Origin of the sequence: Pseudomonas sp. CFBP 13711 (genome assembly GCF_014842265.1) — a bacterium.
Classification (GTDB): domain Bacteria; phylum Pseudomonadota; class Gammaproteobacteria; order Pseudomonadales; family Pseudomonadaceae; genus Aquipseudomonas.
The window spans coordinates 168,983-186,511 of sequence record NZ_JACYVI010000009.1 but is presented as its reverse complement, the minus strand read 5'-3'; the positions used below and the strand labels follow the sequence as shown (position 1 = coordinate 186,511).

Annotated in this window: 9 protein-coding genes; 3 read left to right on the top strand and 6 right to left on the bottom strand. The window is 57.8% G+C overall.

Features of this window, described 5'->3' with window-relative positions:
• Positions 1-20: 20 nt before the first annotated feature.
• The 3 genes from IFT47_RS17795 to IFT47_RS17785 are packed head-to-tail and all read right to left on the bottom strand — an operon-like array spanning position 21 to position 3,795.
• Positions 21-1,304, bottom strand: a complete 1,284-nt coding sequence (locus IFT47_RS17795) for a coproporphyrinogen-III oxidase family protein (RefSeq protein ID WP_192173730.1) — start codon at positions 1,302-1,304, stop codon at positions 21-23.
• Between the two features lie 27 nt (positions 1,305-1,331).
• A complete protein-coding gene (locus IFT47_RS17790) occupies positions 1,332-1,970 on the bottom strand; it encodes a hypothetical protein (RefSeq protein WP_192173729.1) in 639 nt (212 codons plus the stop codon).
• 34 nt (positions 1,971-2,004) lie between these two features.
• The gene (locus IFT47_RS17785; RefSeq protein WP_192173728.1) at positions 2,005-3,795 is read right to left on the bottom strand and encodes an ABC transporter ATP-binding protein; all 1,791 of its coding nucleotides are present in this window, start codon (positions 3,793-3,795) and stop codon (positions 2,005-2,007) included.
• Positions 3,796-3,864: 69 nt separating this feature from the next.
• Between IFT47_RS17785 and IFT47_RS17780 the strand changes: the two genes are divergently transcribed.
• Complete coding sequence (locus tag IFT47_RS17780; RefSeq protein ID WP_192173727.1) at positions 3,865-4,815, top strand: pentapeptide repeat-containing protein; 951 nt, start codon at positions 3,865-3,867, stop codon at positions 4,813-4,815.
• On the opposite strand, the gene IFT47_RS17775 is transcribed toward IFT47_RS17780, so the two are convergent.
• Genes IFT47_RS17775 through IFT47_RS17765 form a run of 3 tightly spaced genes read right to left on the bottom strand, consistent with a single transcriptional unit; the run spans position 4,812 to position 11,166 of the window.
• Positions 4,812-7,145 (bottom strand): condensation domain-containing protein, encoded by a 2,334-nt coding sequence (locus IFT47_RS17775; RefSeq protein WP_192173726.1) that lies wholly within the window; start codon positions 7,143-7,145, stop codon positions 4,812-4,814. The genes IFT47_RS17780 and IFT47_RS17775 overlap by 4 nt on opposite strands.
• On the bottom strand, positions 7,142-8,971 hold the full coding sequence (locus IFT47_RS17770; RefSeq protein ID WP_192173725.1) for a non-ribosomal peptide synthetase: 1,830 nt from the start codon (positions 8,969-8,971) through the stop codon (positions 7,142-7,144). Before IFT47_RS17770 ends, IFT47_RS17775 begins: the two co-directional genes overlap by 4 nt.
• Before the next feature lie 8 nt (positions 8,972-8,979).
• A complete protein-coding gene (locus IFT47_RS17765) occupies positions 8,980-11,166 on the bottom strand; it encodes a penicillin acylase family protein (RefSeq protein ID WP_192173724.1) in 2,187 nt (728 codons plus the stop codon).
• A 364-nt stretch (positions 11,167-11,530) separates the two neighbouring features.
• Here IFT47_RS17765 and IFT47_RS17760 point away from each other — a divergent pair, with 364 nt between their 5' ends.
• Together IFT47_RS17760 and IFT47_RS17755 are read left to right on the top strand one after the other, a co-directional pair.
• Positions 11,531-16,036, top strand: a complete 4,506-nt coding sequence (locus IFT47_RS17760; RefSeq protein WP_192173723.1) for a non-ribosomal peptide synthetase — start codon at positions 11,531-11,533, stop codon at positions 16,034-16,036.
• A gap of 17 nt (positions 16,037-16,053) precedes the next feature.
• Positions 16,054-17,529, top strand: coding sequence for a condensation domain-containing protein (locus IFT47_RS17755; RefSeq protein WP_192173722.1), 1,476 nt, complete (start codon positions 16,054-16,056; stop codon positions 17,527-17,529).

Sequence of the window (17,529 nt, the reverse complement as noted above, 5' to 3'; positions counted from 1 at the left end):
TGATTGAAGGCTGCCCTGACTCACACCCTTAAACCGCGATCAAGCGTGCCATCCAGAATGTGGGTGTAAAGGTGCTGAATATAAACATCGTGAATGTTGGCTGACTTCAACGCAATGCCCCTTTCAGTTTTATAAAACGTCCCACCGCACCTTTGCAGATGCTTCATGAAGGTACGTACAGGCACGTTTTCGCGGCAAAGCTGCTTGAAATCAAGACCGGTGAGCTGCTCGAACTTGTTGAAGTCCAAGCCATTTTTTGTTTGCAACGCCGCACCCACTCGGGTCATCAATGACTCGATCTGATCCGGTTCCACCCCGAATTTCACGCACTTGCCCAGCACCAGAGGGTTTTCAATGTATTCATCGTAAAAGGCGTTGTCATTGATGATTCGATACCCACCGAGCATTGACTGCGCCCCGCTACCAAGCCCGAGGATGTCGCCTTCCAAGCCGTAGGTGTGCATTCCAACGATAGATTCAGATTGCTTTTCCCGTGCAAAGTACGCCAGGCAATACTGTTCGAATCCCTGCGCTTCGAGTAGGTCTTTCGCCGTCTGATAGGCGAGCTTGGTGTGCTCGAAGCTTAATTGGCCCCGACGGCCCGTATCGATCAAATTGGCCATCTTGGTGCCGGGCGAAGGTCGATATGGGTATACCGATATATGTTGAACGTCCAGCGCCACGGCGCGGGCGATGGAATGCTCGACCTGTGCAATTTCCTCATCGGGAAAGCCGGCGATCAGGTCGACGTTCACATTGGCGACCCCAGCCGACCTGGCCAGATCCACTGCCGCCACGGCCTGTTCGGCGGAGTGCGCGCGTCCTGCCCGACGCAGGTGTTCTTTGTCAAACGACTGTACGCCCAGGCTGACCCGATCCACCGGATGCGCGTCCAACGCACGAAGGTGGGCAACCGTGAGTGTTTCAGGGCTGGCTTCAAGCGAGTGTTGGCGTACTTTTGACAGGTCGAAATTGGACTGAAGCGCTTCCATTATCCGCTCAAGATGGTAGGGGTTCAGGCGAGTGGGGGTGCCGCCGCCCCAATAAATAGAGGTAGGGATATAATCGAGCCCGACACAGTGTTGGCCCGCATCATGTATCTGTTGGCAGAGCGCATCGACGTACGCCTCGCCTTTAGTGTCGGCAGAGGTCAGTTGACGGGTATTATTGCCAATCACATAATCACAAAAATGGCATTTTGATGTGCAGAACGGTACATGGATATAAATTTGCAGATTTCGAGGTGCCGTGTAGACGGGAGTTTGCTCGCGCATAGCACTAAATACATCGGATAAATATTGCATCCTTTAATCGCTCCATTCTTCATTGCATCAGTGACTAGATACCAATTGCTTGATCGTGTTATTCAAGAGGCTTTCCTTTTCAGCACTGCTGATGCGCCGGCAGGCGCCGCCTTGGCAGGCAAATGAATTGGAAATGATATGGTCGAATTCGAACGCCTTGAGTCGATTAAGCGTATCGGCGAGTGTCTTCCGGCTAGGCGGCGAAACCCAATACTGCCATGCCTGTTCTACGGGCACTAAGGTGTCACCAATGAACAATATATTGTTCACGCCGTTATTCCACAGGTATGAAAATGCTCCGGTGGTGTGCCCTGGGGTCGGAATGATCTGGATATCACTTCCTAACGCATGGTGTTCATAGGGCAGGGCTGCATTTATTGCAAAACCCTTGGCACTCAGTATTTTGGCTTCGATGTGGCTGCCTATTAACGGTGCGTTGAAGTGCGTTGAAAGTTTTACAGTGTCCTGGCTCACATGATGGCGGTCACCAATAAGTACCGCAGACACGCCGCCCTTTTTCTCGATAGCAGTATAAAAGGGGCTGATATCGGCCTTTGTGGCGAATAAAACATTACCTTCTGGTCTTAATGCCAAGTAGGTAAACGGGCTGGACGACGCCTGGGCGTCATCCCTGATTAAAAAAACATTGGGTAATATCTCTTTCATCTTATTCTCCGTTTGCTGGTGCACGAGCCCGAGGTCAAGCCTCAATACGCATGGAGTAGCGACCTTGTTTATCCCAGATCTTCCCGTATCGACCTTGTTTGGCAACCAGTTGCAGGTGCGTGCCTTGTTCCAGAATGCGTCCGGCCTCCAAGTAGATGATCAAGTCCATATCTTTGATGGTTGAAACGCGATGTGCGATTGCAATCACCATTCGGTCACTCATGGCATTGGCAATTGCCCTTTGAATGTCTTGTTCGGCGGCAGTGTCCAGCGCGCTGGTTGCCTCGTCGAGAATCAATGTCGGGCACCCAGGCTTGAGTAGGGCTCGGGCCAGACTCAAGCGCTGTCGTTCGCCGCCGGAGAATTCGCTGCCATTCTCGCCTGCAACGGTATTGAAACCTGCGACCCGACGTTTGATAAACGTCTCGGCCGAGGCCATCTGCGCCGCCCTGAGGACGCTAGCGTCGTCAGCATCAGGGGCGCCGTAGGCGATATTGTCGCGCACGGTGCGGTTAAATATCCCGACGTGCTGGCTGACCACCGCGAACTTTTCGCTCAAGGCGTCACGGTCAAAGGTTTTAAGCTCCACACCGTCCAGCAGGATTTGCCCACTGCTCGGGGTCAGTTGCCCTTGGATCAATCGAATCAGGGTGGTTTTACCCGCGCCCGATGGACCTACCAGACCAATCTTATGCCCTGATTCAACGGTCAGATTCAGGTCGTTGAATAACAACCCTTCGCCCGGGTAGCCAAAGCAAACGTTCTTGAACTCGATCCTGCCGGTCTGTTTGGCGACGTTATGCGCCGAACCCTGGACGGCGGGTGAAGGCGCAGGGGTGAGGTCATCCTGGAGAATAAAGTCCAACGCGCCATCCAACGACCCCAGGTTTTCATAAAAGCCAATCAGGTTTTTTGAGAGGTCGAAAACGGTCATCACCAAAATGTTCGTGGCGGTGAACACCAGTGCAAATGCGCCAACGTTGCGTTCACCCGCCAGAACGTCCTGCAAGGCCAGGGTTGTCATGACGGCGAACAGGCTGAACACGGCCACGCTGGAGAATACGCGCATTAGCAATACATAACTGCGCAGCTGGCAAGTACGGCGCCGCTCTTCATCCAGCCCTTCGGCCAGGAACCTGTTTTCGCGTTGGGAGGCGCCATACGAGTAAACCGTTTCGAAATTGCGTAGCACATCACTAATTTGTCCGGCGGACTGCCCTGAAGCCATGAACTGTTGGCGCCCCAACCGCAGGCAACGGAAGGCGAAAAAGGTTGTCCCGGACAAATAGATCACCAGCCAACCGATGATCATGAGTGCATAGTGGCTGTCGGCGATATATAAGATGATGCTGATGTTTAGAATCACAACCATCATGTTGACGACGTCGAACGTGAGCAATTGCACTAACGCAACGCAGTTGTAGCTTGATCGTTTTATGGATTCGACCAGTGCACCGCCGTGCCGGTGTTGAAGTGAGGCCGGCGAGCGATTCAACAGGTAAGCAATCTGCCGTTTCTGGATATGTGCACGCAAGTCAGCACTGGCCCTGACATCCACCCATTGATAAAGCCTGAAGAACACCATTGCGCCTGCGCTTAATCCGATAAGCCCAATAAACCAATGCACGGCCCCCAAGTGTTCGGCATCTCTAACACCCGTCAGCCCGTTGATAACGCGCTCGAATGCAACGGGTGTGGAACTTTCAAAAAAAGTACCCAAGGCGGTAAATACGGCCATTAACCCTATACGCAATGGCACGCTTTCACTCAGCATCTGACGTAAATAGACGAGTGGTGTTCGAGCCAGTGGCGGGTATGAATCCATAGTGCTATTACTCCTTGGACAAATTCAGGTTGTATACTAAAAACGTTTTACCAACTGATAGGAAGAACCATGAGCAGCAACCTCCCAGACCCGAAAAATTTAGAGCAGTCGGTAGCCTTTGATCTTTCATGGGCAGTCGATTTTGCAACGGACCTGCATACGGCCAATAAAACCGGCCAATTTCGCTTTGAGCTGGGAGACATGTCGATGGCAGACCTCGACCTCTCCAATACTCGAGTCACATACTCCAATGTCCGCGATAGCAATTTGTCCGGCGTTTCGTTGAAAGGCGCGCGCTGGGACGGTTGCTTTTTTGATTCGGCGAATCTCTCAAACGCCGACCTGAGCAACGGCATCTTTACCTCCTCCAGCTTCATCGATACGGGCTTGGCCAACACGGTGCTTTCCGGCGCAGATTTGAGTGGTATCAATGCCTCCAGTGCGTTGCTGGACAATTGCGCCGCTGACAATTCCAACTTGACCAAGGCCACGCTTGTCCACACAAAGGTGCTGAGAGGGACGTTCCGGGGTGCCATCTTCGCCGGTGCCGTCGCCCGAGAATCCATGTTTGAATCCGTGGATATGACAGGTGCTGATTTTTCGGATGGCGTTTTTTCGGACGCGGTGTTCAAGTCGGTTAACTTGTCCAATGCCATCTGTGCAGGGGCGAACTTCGAGAGGGCCGAACTCCGTGACATCAACCTGAGCGGTGCTGACCTGAGCAATGCTTTTCTGGCCGGGGCTGACTTGTCCGGCGTGAACTTCAGTGGCGCCAACCTAGCCAACGCCAACCTGCAAGGGGCCAACCTGGCAGGCGCCAACCTCAACGGTGCGCAAATGATCGGCAGCAACCTGCAAGAGGCGGATTTACGCGGCGCCAGCCTTGAAAAGACCGCAGTGGCAGGGGCCAACTTCGCCAATGCCAAGCTCGATGATTCGTTCATTCGCCAATCGGGCCTGCTTACCGATGCACAGGTGCAGGCCGCCAATCCCAAGGCACTCGCGCTGAGGCTCATCTAGGCCTTCGTCGCGTGATCAGCCTCGCCCTGGGACGAGCGTCCCAGGGCGCAGGCTCTGTGTATCACCTCTGTCAGCGTGACGTCGGTCGGGACACTGCTGTCGGCACTCCAACACAGCCGCGTGCCGCCGGCAGTGCGGCGGATCGCCAACCAGCTTCGTCCACCAGCGATCGCCAAATCGGAGACTTCTCGTTCCTCGGTAAATAGCGTGGACGCTGCTGCCGTGGTGTGTTCCAACACGATGACCACCTGCGGGTCGTTGCCATGCAGGCGCTGCTCACTGCCGGTGAAATACCCGATGCGCTGATCGTCGTTTTGACGCAGGGACGCAAGGATACTGACCGGTAAGGGCGAGAGTGCTTCGGCGATCGCTTGGGCAAACTGGTCGCTTGCCACGTCATGGTCCAACACCAGGTGTTTGATGTCGCGCGAACCGCGTCGAATCGGTGCGCTGACCCATGCAGGCAGCCGCGGTTCGGCGGCATTCCCGGCTGTTGCCAGCGGCATTTTCGGCGCGGTGTCGCTGGCGATAATGCGATAGAACCATTCCAGATGGCCCATCATGATCGACCACGAGGCTTCGTCCATGACGAGACGATGCAGGGCAATCGCGAGGGTGCTGTTTTCGTCGACGTTAGGGGAGGTCACCGCAAACAGCGCCAACGGTTCGTTTATCCCGGTGCCGACTTTTGAAAGCAGTGCCGTGGACAGTCGAGCTTCCAGTGTTTTTCTCTGCTCGACGGGCTTACCTGAAAGGTCCGCCCAGATCAGCGGCAGTGCATTGGATATCGGTGCGATGTGGCTTTCAATACCGTTGTCGGTCTGGCTCAACTGCATTCGTAGCGCGGGGTGCAGCGTGAGAAGCTGGAACAACGCACGTCGAAACAAGCTCTGATCCAATGGCTCCCTGGTCACAATGACACGGGTAATCCAGCCTTCTTTGCCCGTGGCGGGGAGCGCGAGAAGTTGCAACTGTGCGGCGGATAACCCCGTGGGTTGTTGGGGCGGGGTTATCTCTATCGGCGTGACCTGCGGCGCCAGCGTTTGTGTAATCGGCCAGCCTTGGTCGTCACGCTGGATAGAGGCCACCCTGATCAGCTTGGGGGCCACATCGTGACGTGGCCAACGGGTTCTGACTGCTTGTTCCAGGTCCGCCATGGTCCCGCCGTTCTTCAATACCGAGAAAATTTCGAGGTGGGGGCGCACTGCCTCCTGCGGTGTAGGTTCGTATTCGATCGAACGAAGGATCTTCGTCACGCGCTCACCGTCGGAAATGCCCGCCAGTTCAGCCAAGGCGCTGTCGCGGTCCAAATGACCTAGACGAACCTCCCAGGCGGTGGGTATTTCATAGTTCGAGAATCCTTTTTCAATGCCGTGAACGGCGACGCCCACGTCATTTATCAAGCAATTGGAAGAGCAGAAACCGGTGTCTTTGGGTTCTTCCCATCCGGCTTGACTGGTGCTCAGATAATCGTAAATGTCCTGCTTTTTGGCGTCGCTGTAGCGGTAGAAGTCGATCAGGCGGACCCGGTCAAAAATCGAATTATCGTAAAACGGTTTTCCATCCAGGCCGGCATAACGCTCAACCTGATGATAGATCCTGCGGCCCTCGGCCAGTTTTGCGTCGATGGTCTGAGGGTCGAAAATATTGCGGTCATGAAAAAACTTGAGGCGTTCCTCAACGATCTGCCCACGGGACATGCCGGTGAAGATGAGGTTGATACCTCGCTGGTCAGCCAGGGTCAGGCTGTGGTCCAGAAGGGCCTTGAAGCAACCTTTGCAGACAGTGCTGTGGCGTTTGAGGCTTTGACGGAAGACCTCGCGCATCTGTGCATGCGTTCCGGTGACGTGCTCGATGTTCAGATCGCGGGTGATACGGGCAATATTGTCAAATGCCTGGCGCGAAATGAAGCCGTTGTCGAACGTGTACGTCATGACCTTCAACTGCATGTCGACCAATTGGTGCAGTACATACGTTGAATCCTTGCCGCCACTGAACAGCAGCATGCAGTCGATATCCGATCGCTTGTGCGGTTGGTTTGCCGTGACGATAGCTTGCAGCGCATCCGCGTCACTGAAATATAGGTCCAGGCGCTCTTTGTAACGATCGTAACGACGGCACTCGTTGCAAACCCCGTCCTGGTCCAAACGGATGCCGCTGACCTGGGTCGAGATCGCGCACCGGCTGCAACGCATGGGCGTTTCAGACTGCGGCGTATGCACAACCGCGACATCCGTGACAAGCCCGGAAGATCGGACGAAGTGCTCAATGGCACTTAACTCCTCGGCGGTGAACGTCAACGGCTCGGTGCTTTTCGTCGGGCTGGTCATAGTTGCTCCAGCAATTGAAGTAGCTCATCGTCATCCGCTGTCGCGGTCAGCAGGTCGGCCTCGATTTTCGCTGCCAGGCCCTGGATAGTCGGGTTATCAAGAAAGTCGCGCAATGCGATACTGATGGCGAAGGCTGCTTCAACACGTGACAGAACCTGCATGGCGAGTAACGAATGCCCACCGACTGAAAAGAAGTTCGCGGTGGTGCTGGGCGTATCGATTTGCATGAGTTCGCGCCAGATGGATGCCAGCGTGACCTCTACCGGGGTTTGCGGGGCGACGTACTGGGCGCTGTCGGCGATTTTCGGGGTAATGTCAGGCAGGGCGCTGTAGTCGATCTTACCGGTTACGGTGCGTGGAAGAATGGGCAGGAAGATGAAATGGCGCGGGATCATCGACGTCGGCAATCGCTCGCTCATCGCCCGACGCAATTCATCCTCGGGTATTTCGGGGCTGGCAACAAGGTAGGCGATGAGTTCATTCTCACCTTCGTCAAGTTTACGTTCTACCAAGGTGATGTCGCGCACGTTGGGGTGTTGGTGGAAGTTGTTTTCGATCTCACCGAGTTCAATACGGATGCCGTTTATCTTGATCTGGCGATCGCGACGCCCGATGAACTCCAATGCCCCATCGTCGAGCGTGCGACCCAGATCGCCCGTGCGGTAAACCAGGTCGTTCGGGTCACCGCTCACAGGGTTGCTCACGAACACTTCTGAGGTGAGGTCGGGCCGTTGGTAGTAACCCAGGCTCTTGAAGGGGGTGCGGATGTAGATCTCTCCAATCATGCCGATGCCGCAGGGCTTTTGCCGGTTGTCCAGTATCAGCACGCGGCAACCGTCGATCGGCTTGCCCACCGGTACACTGGCACGTTCTGCGTCTTGCTCTCGAACAGGATGAAACAACTTGATCATCGTGGTTTCAGAGGGACCGTAGAAGTTGACCAGCTCGACAGCGTTGCCGAACACCTCAAAAAAGCGTTTGACGTCAACCGGTAGCAACACGGATCCGGCTACGCAAATCCGGCGCAGGGTGTTAGGCCGTTGTGAGCGCGCCTGCAAGGTTTTAAGCAAGATGCGCAGGATGGCGGGCGTGGTGTGCATCAAGGTGATCGCCGCTTCATCCAGCCAATTCACCAGTCTTTCACCGTCGGCGACCAAGTTGCGCTCCGGTGGCAGGCACACAGTGCCACCTACATTCAGGGGGGTAAACACATCTCGCAAGAACGCGTCGAACGCCGGGGAGGTCAACTGCGAACAGCGTACGGAGTCATTCAGATTAAACGCCCGCGCTTCCCACTTGGCGAAGTGTGCAATGCTTTTGAGCCGCCCCAGAATCCCCTTGGGTTCACCAGTTGAGCCGGAGGTGAAGTAGATATAGCTCGCGGCTTCGGGGTCTTCTTCTTCGGTGCAGGGCAGTGGCGTTTCCAGGCTTCGAGGTGCGCCGATCTGAATGCTTTCGATAGAGGTCGACAGCTCAAGTTTTTGGGTGGTTGCCGCGCCATTCGCATCACACAACATCGCGACCGGGTCCGCGCTGTCGATCGCATTGCGCAGGCGTGCTGGCTGTGACTGCGGGTCCAGCGGTACAAAGATAAGGCCTTCTTTCATCGTTGCAATGATCGCGGCGATGACTTGCTTGGGCTCCGAGGAGAGCACGATCACCGGACCGGACGTTGAACCCAGGCGGCTTCTCAAATCAGCGGCAATAGCATCAGACCATTGGTCGAGGGCACCGTAGGTGAGGTCGCCCCCAGCGCTCGATAATGCGATGCTCTCGGGGTGCTGTTTTGCAAGGGTGGCAAAGATTTTCGCGGCATTAGTGGTCATGAGCAGTGTTACCTCCAAGGCATAGTCGGCACAGGGCGGTTTCCCGTATCCGCGGCCCGCAATGAGTGATTTGGCGAATAAGGAATCAATTCTTTGAGCACGATGTCGCTTGAGTCGACCGGCGCGCGCAAAAGCGTGCGCAGGCGCTTATCGGCATAGAGCTGCATCTGGTCGCGAACCCCTGGCGGCGAGGGTTCGGTGAAATTTCCATAGGCCAGCAATCCCATGGCACGGGGCTGGGTACCGAACTCCACCACGGCGCTGAAACCATCGCCACCATTGGCGATGTAGCCTGGTGTCGGGCCTGGCTGGGCAAAGTAGGTGGCGCGGATCAGCCCCAGCGGATCAGGTCCGCCATTGGCAGGCAGCCGTTGAGCGCCGGGCAACTTGAACAGTTCACCCCAGGCAACGTCCGGGGCCACGCCTGTTTCGCGCAAGCCCCGAACTGCTTCGCCAAGCAGCCCGGCGGCTTTGGCCGGCACGGCGAGGCCGCGGGGGCCGGCTAAGGGGTTTCTCGGATCGAAGGGGATCGTGAAGATATTGTCGTCACCCGGCATCAGCTTGACCCATTGGCTGAACAGCACGGCGCCGCGGCTGTCGGCATTCATTGCGCGGTCCCAGCCGGAAAGAATCCGCGCCCCTACCTGGCTATCGGGGTCACTGGCCTGGCGTCCCGCCGCAATCAAGTCGTCGAGCGTGCGCAGTGCGAGCTCGGAGCCGGTGTCGAGCTTCAGGTTCAGCAGCGCATTGAAGTCAATCGTTGGAGTGGCCTCCAGGCGCTGAATGATGCGCTGCGCGCGCAAGTTGACGAATGTGCTTGTCACCAGACCTTTCGCATAGTCTGTGGAGGACAGACGCGCGGGCTGAGTGGCTGTCCAGGGTGGGTCATTGGCGTTCTGCACCCATCCGCTTTCAGGGTCGATGACGGCGGGCAACTGCTCCAGGGGCAGCACGTCGGTCCACAGGTTTGCTCGCTTGCTTCCATCCAGAATCAGCGCGTCGCGGTGGATGTTGTTACGCGAGGCCGGGTTGCGGCCGCCGAAGTAATAGGCGATTTTTCCGTCGCGGTCAGCGTAGATGATTGAGAAAATTGCAATCTGCTGGCGCTTGAGTAGCCGGTTGAACGTTTCATGATCCTGTGCACGTGCCATATCGCGGTATTGAGTTAGCGTGTGGGCCGCGTCCTTGCCGGTGACCCAGAGCGCGAGTGCCCGGTCCTTGTTGCGGGCGACCACCGGCCCGAAGAGGCTGTCGCTGAAGGTGATGAGTTTGTCTATGAACTCACCCGAAGGCTGGCGCAAACGAATGGTTTCGGTGCGGGTCTGGAACGCCGTCGGTTCGCCGTCGAGCAGGTATCCATCGCCTTTGAGTTTGAGCTCATACAGGTAATAGCTATGCATGGGGTTGACAGTATGTGTCCAGCCCAGTTTCTGATTGAATCCGATAACTTGCGTGGGCAGGCCGAGCAGGCTCACGCCGTAGAAGTTTCCGTGGGGCGTCACCGACTCATATTCGAACCATCGCACCAGGTCGGACCAAGGCAAGTGCGGGTTACTCAGCAGCAGGGCGGCGCTGCCTGATTTTCGGGGGGCAATGGCAACGGCGTTGGAACCGCGATTCTGCACACTGGCGATCGCCGGCTCTGCGCCCGCACGCCAGGCGCGGGTGTCATCGCCAACCTTGGCCGCTGAGACGGCAAAATCGTAAAGCATCACGTGCGCCAAGCGCGCCAGCACATCGACAGCCTGAATCGGCAACACCGCCCGCAACTCATCATCGATCTCGCCGCGATGCGCCGTCGCGTAGTCGTTAATCCCGTCGGCAAAAGATTGCAGGCTTTCGCGCTCAACGGGCTGCTGTTGCTCCCACCATTGAAGCGCGGTGCTGGCAATGCCCATCTGGTGGACCCAGCGATCCTGCGCCAGCGCGTAATCCAATTGCAGTTGGCCTGGTGTTTCGGCCAGCCGTCCGCGCGAACGGGCCATCAGCGTCAGCACCGCATTGGCGTGGCTGCGCATCTGTGTCCAACCTGCAGCATACGCCAGCGCGTTCTCGGAGCTGGCCTCTATGTGCGGCACACCCCAACTATCCCAGGTGACGGGAATCTGCTCCCGGGCAGGGGCGGCGCGGAGAAAAGGCGACGTGAAAATGACGACACAAATAACAGCGAGCAGACGATTGCCAGTGATCCCCATAAATTACACCTCCCTGTGTCTCGCATCCGCAGATCCGTCTAGTCACGGGGCCATCCCCTAGGTACAGGTACAGCCCTGATGTGAAGCTGTCATGTTTGAACCCCGCTATCGCGAGATGCTCGAGGCTAGTACAGGTTCGTGAGTTGTGCCAATAGAAGAATCTCGATCAGGGATGCTTGATGGCACGAATGGTCAATACAATTTTTAAAGAAAAAATGCTTTTTTTACAAATTGAACTACTTTTGTTTTTCGATATGGGGCTACATTAAGTCCCCGTAACGGCCTGAGGCCGACACGGCGATGGTCATCCCTGAGGGCGAGTGCGTCAGACGACGCCCCAGGTTCACAAGGAGCAGTGAAATCGATGGTAGATCAGCTTCAATTCCCCGTTGACTCACAGCCGTTGCCGGTTAAGGCTCAGGCTCAGGACATTTATCCGCTGACCTTCCTGCAAGAAGGTCTGTTATTTCACTCTCTGCAAGACGGCGCAGAGTGTGACTATCTTGTGCAAGTTTCTTGTCGCCTCAACGGCGTCGACCCTGAGCGCTGGCGTGCAGCCTGGGGGCAGGTCGCCAGTGGCGTCGACACCCTCAAGACCGCCTTTGCTTGGCGCAATGTCTCCCCACCGATGCAGATCGTGGCGCGTGACGTTCCATTGCAATGGACGCTGATCGACTGCAGTAGCCAACCCGCCACAGAGCAGGAGCGCCAGTTCGACAGCTACCTTGAAAAAGATCGTGTCAGCCGTTTCAACCTGTCTCGTCCACCCCTGCATCGAATGGCCGTGTTTATTCTGGGCGACGGCGCATTGCGGTTTGTGTGGACGTACCATCATCTGATCCTCGACGCCTGGTCGGCCGCCATCCTGCTCGGTTGGGTCATGGACACCTACCTGACCGGCAGCCATCCCCCCAGCGCGCCGTTCAAGACCTACGTCGGCTGGGTCCAGAAGCGCGATACCACCCAGGCGCGGGACTATTGGTCGAACCTATTTGCCGAGCCCGCGCTGGTGTCGAGCCCACCATTTCTACAGCCTTCATCTGAAGTCGCCGAGCGTCAGCCGCAGCGCCTTAAACGCGTACTTTCACAGCTCAGCACCACACAAATCGCACAGGCCGTCGTTGCCCGCCGCCTGACCTTGGCCACCTTGGTTCAGGCAGCATGGGCGTTGACCTTGCGTGATTTCAGCCTGTGTGAAGACATCACGTTTGGCTGGGTGATTGCCGACCGCTCGGTAGATCTGAAAGGGATCGACAGTATGGTCGGGCTGATGGTCAACACCGTGCCCATGCGCTTGCGCTGCAACCCGGCGACGGCTGCCGGTGCGTTTCTCGATGAGGTCCAGGCCTCATCGACCCTCGCCTGGGACAACGGCCGGTTGCCGCTGACAGAGATTCACGAGATAGCCGGGCTCTCTGCAGGGGAGGCGTTGTTCGAGACGGTCGTGGTGTTTGAAAACCTGCCCCCCCTGCGGGATGGCACCGCTAACGGCGTCAGCGTAGAAGACCGGCGCGCATTCTGGCGAACCAGCTACCCCATCAGCCTGATGGTTGCGCCCGGGCCCTGTCTGAAACTCGAGATTGCCTATAACGCAGCACAGGTAGAGGAGGGCGCAGTGGCTGCGCTGTTGGCGCGCATGCAAGCATACGTTGTGGCCTTGGTTGGGTTGCCGGATCAGCCGATCGGCGCACTGGTGGAACAGGCGCCTGCGTTCAAGTGGCAAGGGGCCCAGCAGCCGCTTGGCGAGCATGGGCTGCGCGTGCAACTGGGGGTTCGGTTGGCCGCACGGGGGCAGTCGACGGCACTGCAGTGGGGGGATGATTGCTGTATGTCGGCTGCCGAGTTGGCCGAGCGCAGCGAGGCAATGGCAACGCGATTGCGGGCATTGGGCCTCCAACCGGGACAACTGGTCGGCACCCATCTGGATCGTGATGCCGGGCAGGTCGTCGCGTTGTTGGCGTTGATTAAACTGGGCTGTCCGTTTTTGGCAATCGATCGTTGCTTGCCGTTGGAGCGCAAGCAGTACCTGGTCGCGGACAGCGGTGTCGGGTTGATCCTTGGTCAATTGGGTGATGACCTGCAACTGAACAATGTGCAGTGGGCAGCTGTGGATGCATCGGGCGAGTGGATCGCGGCACCTGACTGTGTGACGGGCGGCACGAAGCTGGCAGGCAATGCAGCCTATCTGATGTACACCTCTGGCTCGACCGGGCAGCCTAAGGGCGTGATCGTACCGGCCCAGGCGCTGGAAAACGTGTTGATCAGTTTTACCCAGTCTCCGGGCCTAGCCGAGCACGACCGGTTCCTCGCGTTGACCACCCTCTCATTTGATATTTCCTTGCTGGAGATTTTCGCCCCGCTGTGGAGCGGAGCATTGCTATTACTCGCACCGAGTGAGCTGGGCCGAGACCCGCAACGGCTAGGTCAGATGATTGCTCGCACTGCCCCGAGCGTGATGCAGGCGACGCCCTCCATATGGCGACTGTTGCTGCAGCAGGGCTGGGAGGGCAGTCTGCAGATGCGTGCCTGGTGCGGAGGCGAAGCGCTGGAACGGGAGCTGGCTGACCGCTTGCTGCCCCATGTGAACCAACTATGGAATCTCTACGGGCCGACCGAAGCGACGATCTGGGCGATGGTCGAACAGGTCGGCAGGCAGGCCCAACCAACTTACCTGGGCACGCCGATTAATAACATGCGGGCCTATGTGCTGGACGCCCACGGTCATCACGTTCCGATGGGAGGCCGGGGCCGATTGTTCCTCGCCGGGCAAGGGCTGGCTTGCGGCTATCACAGCCGCCCCGAGGCCACGCAGGCGGTATTCGTGGCCGATCCCTTTACGGCGGAAGCGCCGTCCTTGATGTACTGCACGGGCGATATCGTGCATATCAACGAGCAAGGACGGCTGCGTTACTTGGGGCGAAACGATGGCCAGATCAAGTTTCGCGGTATCCGCCTGGAGTTGGCTGAGGTCGAGGCCGCCTTGAACCGGCACCCGGCAGTGGTGGCCGCCGCTGCAAAACTCTGGCCCGACGCACAGGGTCACTACGAGTTGGCCGGCTACATTGTTTGCCGGACCCCGGTCAGTCATGAGGACGTACGCACCGCCGCAGCCGCTGTTTTGCCGCCGGGGGCCGCACCGGCCTGCATCATTGAGCTAGACCGCTTGCCGCTATCGCCTGCCGGCAAGGTCGATCGCAAACGCCTGCCTGCACCAAGCCAGGGGGTCCAAGCATCCGACGAACGCCTGCACCGCTCACAGGTCAGCGAAGTAGTTGCCGCCACTTGGAGCAAGGTGCTGGGCATGCGCTCGGTCGGCCAGGACGAAGATTTTTTTGCCTTGGGTGGCCATTCGCTGAAAGTGGTCGCGGTGACCTCGTTGCTCAACAGGCTGTTTGGAACGTCAATTGCGCTGGTGGACTTGTTTCGGGCGCCGACCTTAAAAGCCTATGTCGCCCGGGTCGAACACCTCGTCAATCACCATTGCGGGGTAGCGCTTGCGGCGCCACGCGTGGTCGACCGCGATGTGTGGCGTCCACTATCATCTTCGCAACGTCAGCTCTGGTTCGCCATCCACGCCGATAAAGAGCGGCGGGCATTTCAGTTGACCTGCGCGCTGCAAATTGACGGCGCGCTGGATGGGCAGGTGCTCAGCCAGGCCGTTGAGCAGTTGCAGCAACGCCATGGCGCACTACGCACGGTTTTCCGCGAACATGCCGGTGAACCGCAACAGAAAGTCCTGGCCTCACCCCAGCGCACGCTACGCCTATGGGACGTTGCAGAGCAGGAACCGGCGCTGGCCCAGCTCACGCTTGAGGCCTTGCCATTAACGCAAGGGCCGCCGTTGCAATTCGTTTTGGTCAGGCAGTCTGCGACCCGGGCGGTCTGTGTGCTGATCATCCACCACCTGCTGGTAGACGAATGGTCGCTTGGGGTATTGGTCGAGGATTTGAGCGAACTCTACAGCGCGATACACGCAGGCGCAGCCTTGCCGATACAGGCGGCCAAGGTTGATTTTGTTGATTTTGTTGATTATGTCGCCGATGAACTCGAACAATCCGAGGCGCCTGGCCGCCGTGTCGACCTGGAGTATTGGGCCCGGCAACTGCATCAACTGCGCCCCACACGCCTGAGCCCGGATCGCCTTGGCGCGACTCACCGGGTGTCAAGTGGGGGGCACGTACGCATTGATCTCGACGCGACGCTGCGGGGGCATCTGGAGCGCGTAGCCGCCGCGCGCGCGATCACCCCCTTTGTGGCATTGCTGTCCGGCGTCTACATCGTGCTGCAGCGCTATGGCATGGGCGAAGACATTTGCCTGGGCGTGATGGATGCCGGTCGCACTCGATCCGGGATGGAGCGTGTGGTCGGGCTGTTCGCTCGCGCGCTCCCCATTCGTCTGCACATGGATGAAAGCGAGTTGCTGGAAATCTTGATGCGCCGCGTCCAGTCAACATTGCTGGACGCGTCGATCCACGCCAATACACCCCTCGATGAAATCGTCCGGGGCCTGGAGTTGTCAGGCGCACGCGGGCGAAATCCGCTGTTCAATATCTTGATCGTCATGCAAAACATGTTGGGCGGCACGAGCACCTTTGGAGGCATGCAGGCCCGCCCGGTTGCGGTTGACAGCGGCGTGTCCGAGTTCGATCTGCTGATCGAGATATTTACCTGTGACAATGGCTACGGCATACGCATGGTTTACGACCGGGACCGCTTCGAGGCCGGCAGAATCAACGAGTTTGCCCAGCGCCTGGAGCGTACCTTGTTGCAAATAGCCGATAACCCGCTGGCGCAAGTAGGCGATATTAGCTTGCTGGGGCCGGGCGAAGTCGACTCCTTGCGTCAAGCCTTTGCTTCGGAGGCGCCATGATGCCCAGTCGCCAGGAGTTGCTGCAGGAAAAACTGCGTGCGTTGAACCCCGTGCAAAGGCGCCTGTTCCTCGATGCGGTGGGCGAGCGCCTGAAGGCCCAGCGATTGACGATCCCTCGGCGCGAACGCAGTGATCGCTTCAGCCTTTCGTTCTCCCAGCGACGGCTTTGGTACATCTATCAGTCCAACCCCGCCAGCACGATGTACAACATGCCTGAGTGCGTGCGCTTGCGTGGGGCCTTGGATCTGGCGGTGTTCCAGGCCGCCTTTAACGATGTCGTCGCACGGCATGAAAGTTTGCGCGTGACCTTTCGCAATACGCCGCAAGGGCCGGTCCAGATGGTGAACAAGCAGTCTGACTGCGCCATCGAGGTGGTGGACCTTTCGGGCTTGAACGGGGAGCAGTTGGAGGCGCAGGCGCGTGAGCTACTGTTCGAGATTTCCGACCGGCCATTTGACCTGAGTTGCGGCCCGGTCGTACGCCTGTCACTGATAAAAATGGCCGACGACCATCACTTCCTGTTGATCAACATGCACCACATCGTCAGTGACGGGTGGTCCATGGGCGTTTTTGCACGGGATTTTTCTGCCTTTGTGGCGGCGCGCTTGCAGGGGATAGAGCCCCAACTCCCGCCGCTGGCAATCGGCTTCGGCGACTTTGTGGAGTGGCAGATAGAGCGCTTGAATGGGCCTGTGATGGACCAGCAAATGGCCTACTGGCAGCCAAGGCTCAAACAGGTTGAAGAGCTGGTATTACCTTTTGATCGCTTGCCGACGGCGTCGACGACCGAGCGCGGTGGGTTTGAGTACATTCTTTTTGATCGAACCTTGGCCGACGCTATCAATGGCTGCGCTCGGCAGTGCGGAGTGACGTTGTACATGATGTTGCTCGCCGCGTTCTGTGTGCTGCTGCACCGGCAATCGTTGCAAAGCAGCATCACCGTGGGCTCACCTACGGCGGGCAGGGTGCGCGCCGAAACCGATAACCTGATCGGCTTTTTTGCCAACACCTTGTTAATCACCTCGGAGGTGCGACCGGACATGAGTTTTCGCGAGGTTGCACTGGGGGTGCGACAGGCAGCGCTGGGGGCCTTCAACCATGATGAAACGCCCTTCGAAAAGCTGGTTGAAACCCTGCGCCCGGATCGCGACTCGGCACGCAGTGCGTTGTTCCAGGTCATGTTCATCCTGCAAAACACGCAAAAACCGGCGCTCAATTTGCCTGGCCTGATCACCGAGCCCTTTGCCGCCGGCAGCCTGTCGGTGAAGTTTGACATGCTTATCGAGTTTTATGAGTCGCCGCAAGGCATCACCGGGTGGCTGGGCTACCGTCGCGACTTGTTTGATGAACGAACCTGCAAGCGCTTTGCGGACAATTATCACCGTTTGCTTACGTCGATTATTACCGACCCGGACCAGCTCGTGTCTGAACTATCCGTGGACGTCGAGCCGGCCTTGTCGGCTTTCAACGATGACCTGGACACCGAGTTTTAG